The sequence below is a fragment of the Mesorhizobium sp. M1A.F.Ca.ET.072.01.1.1 genome (assembly GCF_004023325.1).
Lineage (GTDB): Bacteria > Pseudomonadota > Alphaproteobacteria > Rhizobiales > Rhizobiaceae > Mesorhizobium.
Map to the genome: position 1 here is coordinate 1 of NZ_RZSF01000545.1, position 2,816 is coordinate 2,816.

The following is a 2,816-nucleotide window of genomic DNA, read 5'->3' on the forward strand; positions in this document are numbered from 1 at the left end:
AAGCCGAGGCCATGGCGAGGAAGGCGCGGGCCTCGGCTTCGCCGTAAGGATGCGGCATGCGGGCCAGCATTTCGGCGACGTGACGGTTGTCGGCCAGAGCGACGAGTTGCGCGAGATCGCTCTCGCGCGGAGCGCGCATGACCAGGCGCTCGGTGGCGAGCACCGGGCAATCGATCGCGTAACTTTCGTCTTCGGTGTCTTCCGCTTCGGCAACCATTTTAGTCCTCCAGGGCAAAGAAAAACGAAAAAGGAGAGATGGAAGCCCATCTCTCCTGATCCTTTTCCTGGCCTGGCCAGACACCGGTTCCCGAGATGGGCGCCGGTGTTATGGTGCGGAACCGGCTACTCCGCTGCTTTGGTGATCGGGTTTACCGAGACGTAGGTTCGGCCGTTGGCTTTTTTGTTGAAGGTGACTGCGCCGGCTTCGAGCGCAAAAAGGGTGTGGTCCGTGCCCATGCCAACGTTGGTGCCCGGATGCCATTGCGTGCCGCGCTGACGAATGATGATGTTGCCGGCGACGACGGCTTCACCGCCGAACTTCTTCACGCCGAGACGCTTGGAGTGCGAGTCGCGACCGTTGCGCGACGAACCGCCAGCTTTCTTGTGTGCCATCTAACTAACTCCGATACGCCTCGAAGGGCGTTTGAAAGGTCTTATGAACGCGTTCGCGTTCCGTTTCAAGTCCGATCCGGCGACGATTATCGCCGGCCGTCCTTACTTCTTTTTCGCCAGCTCCTTGGCCTGCTCGCGCCAGTCCTTGATCTGGTCGGCGCTGAACGGCATGTGCTCGTCGATCTTGGCGACATCCTTCTCGGTCAGCTTGGCCAGCTGCGCAAAGGTGACGATGCCCTGCTCGGCGAGATCCTTCGCCGCGACGGGACCGATGCCCTTGATCACGGTCAAATCGTCCGGCTCGCCCTTCGGTGCCTTGAACAGTGGCGCGGCCTTGGCCTCTTCGCTGGCGGGAGCTTCCTTGGGGGCGGCCTCTGCCTTGGCTTCCTTCTTGGCCTTGGCCTCCTTCGGAGCGGCTTCGGCCTTCGCCTCGGCGGCGACGTCTGCCTTGGCTTCGGGCGCCTTGGCCTCAGCCTTGGCGGTGGCCTTCTTCGACGGCTTGGCGCCGCCCAGCAGGATCTCGGAGATCCGGACGGTGGTCAGAAGCTGGCGGTGGCCGATCTTGCGGCGCGAATTCTGGCGGCGGCGCTTCTTGAAAGCGATGACGGTGCGGTTCTTGCCCTGCTCGACGACTTCCGCCGTGACCAGAGCGCCATCGACGAACGGCGCGCCGAAGGTGACATTCTCACCCTCGCCATGCGCGAGAACAGTGCCGATCTCGACGATATCGCCGACCTTGGCTTCGACTTTCTCGATCTTGAGCAGATCGTTGGCGGCGACGCGATACTGCTTGCCGCCCGTTTTGATGACTGCGAACATTTTTTGCCTTTCGCTGTTCGGTCGGCCTCGATGAACCGCTTCAGGCGGTTCGGCCGTCTTTTTGTCAGTCTGCGGGTTCAAAAAACAAGCGGCGCGGAGAAGCCCCACGCCGAATGCGGGCTGTCCCTAACCGAAGGTCGCAAGGAAGTCAAGGCAAGCGGCCCTTGCTCCTGAGCATGCCGTGGGCCGCGCGCCGGTCCGTCGCTCGCCGACGCTTTTTCAAGAAGCGGGAAATCGGTCGACTAGGGCCTTGTAACTGCGGCGGTCAGCCGTTATCTAGTGCGCCGCGCCGGCAACGGCCGACCATGACCTCGCGGAGAGGTGGCAGAGTGGTCGAATGCACCGCACTCGAAATGCGGCATACTCGCAAGGGTATCGGGGGTTCGAATCCCTCCCTCTCCGCCATTTAGCTTCCATAATAATCGTTTCCTTTCAAAAGCTTCCTTGTTGCGCTTGACCAGCGCGAAGCGAAACTTATCTTAGACTGTGTAACAAACTGTGTAACATTAGAGAAAGATAATGCGACGTTCCGCAGCGCCAAAGCCGCATAAACGTGAAGGCATCTGGTATCTCGTCCGCAGGGTGCCGAAGGAATTCGCGGCGTTTGATCGCCGCTGCCTAGTACGCATTTCCACGGGCGTCGCCGTGGCTGACGATCCCCGCGGTGTACGGGCGCGAGATGCAGTGCAAAGCCTCGGCGCGGGGCTGGAGGCGTATTGGCGTAGACTGCGGGAAGGCCAATCCGCCGAGGCGGGGCTGCGTTTCGAAGCCGCGAGGAAGCGCGCGCGGTCATTTGGATTGGCCTATCGCTCTAACGAGGAACTAGCAGCGGGGCCGCTCGACGAACTCATGGCCCGTATCAAGCTGCTCCTCGACAAAAAATCGATCGAGGACGCGCAGGACGTCTCGGCCGTCATGGGTGGGGAGAAGCGGCCAGCGGTCCGCCTGAGCGGTCTTATCAAGGAATTCGAGACGATCGAGCAACAGAACTTGCTGACCATGTCGCCTAACCAAATCAAGAAATGGCGTAACCCCAAAAAGCGCGCAGTTGCCAATCTGGTTGGAGTCATTGGCGACAAGGAGATCGCAAGCCTCACTCGGGACGACGCAATCGCGTTCCGCGAGTGGTGGCAAAAGCGGATCGTTGAGGATGGACTTGATATCGGTACGGCCAACAAGGACATCGGCCATGTTTCGAAAATGCTGCGCGTCGTCGATCTGACTCACCAGCTCAAGCTGGAGCCGGTTTTTCGAAACCTGCGTCTTTCCGGCGCCGTCCCCGGGCAACGCGCTGCGTTCACAGCGGAGTTCATTCAGGAGAAGATACTCGCTGAAGGCGCGCTCGACGGACTCAATGACGAAGCCCGCCATCTAATCTATGTGAT

General features: G+C 60.5%; 2 protein-coding genes, 1 tRNA gene and 2 pseudogenes. 2 read left to right on the forward strand and 3 right to left on the reverse strand.

Annotation, left to right across the window (positions count from 1 at the left end):
* From EOA32_RS35945 to rplU, 3 genes and pseudogenes are all read right to left on the reverse strand, one after another.
* Positions 1-217: pseudogene (locus EOA32_RS35945) on the reverse strand (GNAT family N-acetyltransferase); the annotation flags it as partial.
* Between the two features lie 125 nt (positions 218-342).
* On the reverse strand, positions 343-612 hold the full coding sequence (rpmA, locus tag EOA32_RS35950; protein ID WP_040991608.1) for a 50S ribosomal protein L27: 270 nt from the start codon (positions 610-612) through the stop codon (positions 343-345).
* Positions 613-714: 102 nt separating this feature from the next.
* Entirely contained in the window at positions 715-1,431 is a 717-nt protein-coding gene (rplU, locus tag EOA32_RS35955) for a 50S ribosomal protein L21 (RefSeq protein ID WP_128374211.1), read from the reverse strand.
* Between the two features lie 315 nt (positions 1,432-1,746).
* Here rplU and EOA32_RS35960 point away from each other — a divergent pair.
* Positions 1,747-1,836 (forward strand) — tRNA-Ser (locus tag EOA32_RS35960).
* Positions 1,837-1,950: 114 nt separating this feature from the next.
* Positions 1,951-2,816 (forward strand): annotated as a pseudogene (locus tag EOA32_RS35965) (integrase); the annotation flags it as partial.

Excerpts from the sequence above, each read along its gene's own strand:
- rpmA (WP_040991608.1), bottom strand. The coding sequence starts at position 612 with ATGGCACACAAGAAAGCTGGCGGTTCGTCGCGCAACGGTCGCGACTCG.
- rplU (WP_128374211.1), bottom strand. The coding sequence starts at position 1,431 with ATGTTCGCAGTCATCAAAACGGGCGGCAAGCAGTATCGCGTCGCCGCC.